At 65.1% G+C, this 241-nt stretch carries 1 protein-coding gene; it reads left to right on the top strand.

From position 1 onward, the window contains the following. Nucleotides 1-241, top strand: a 241-nt coding sequence (locus SB751_RS34650) for a DedA family protein (RefSeq protein ID WP_410749571.1), incomplete at both ends; no start/stop codon positions are given.

The following is a 241-nucleotide window of genomic DNA, read 5'->3' as shown; positions in this document are numbered from 1 at the left end:
GCCGGGCGATTCGCTGCTGTTTATCGGCGGCGCGTTCGCGGCCACGCACGAGATGAATCTCGGCCTGCTGCTCGTGCTCCTGATCGTCGCGGCGGTCACGGGCAACACGCTCAACTACATGATCGGCCGGGCGATCGGACCGGCGGTGTTCAATACGCGCATACGCGGGCTGGAACGCTTCCTCGACCGCGCCGCGCTGCAAAAGACCCATAACTTCTACGAGCGTCACGGCGGCAAGACC

The sequence above is a fragment of the Cupriavidus sp. SIMBA_020 genome (genome assembly GCF_046535395.1).
In the GTDB taxonomy this organism is placed as follows: domain Bacteria; phylum Pseudomonadota; class Gammaproteobacteria; order Burkholderiales; family Burkholderiaceae; genus Cupriavidus; species Cupriavidus campinensis.
The sequence above is the reverse complement of the archived record's forward strand: the minus strand, read 5'-3'. Positions and strand labels throughout refer to the sequence as shown.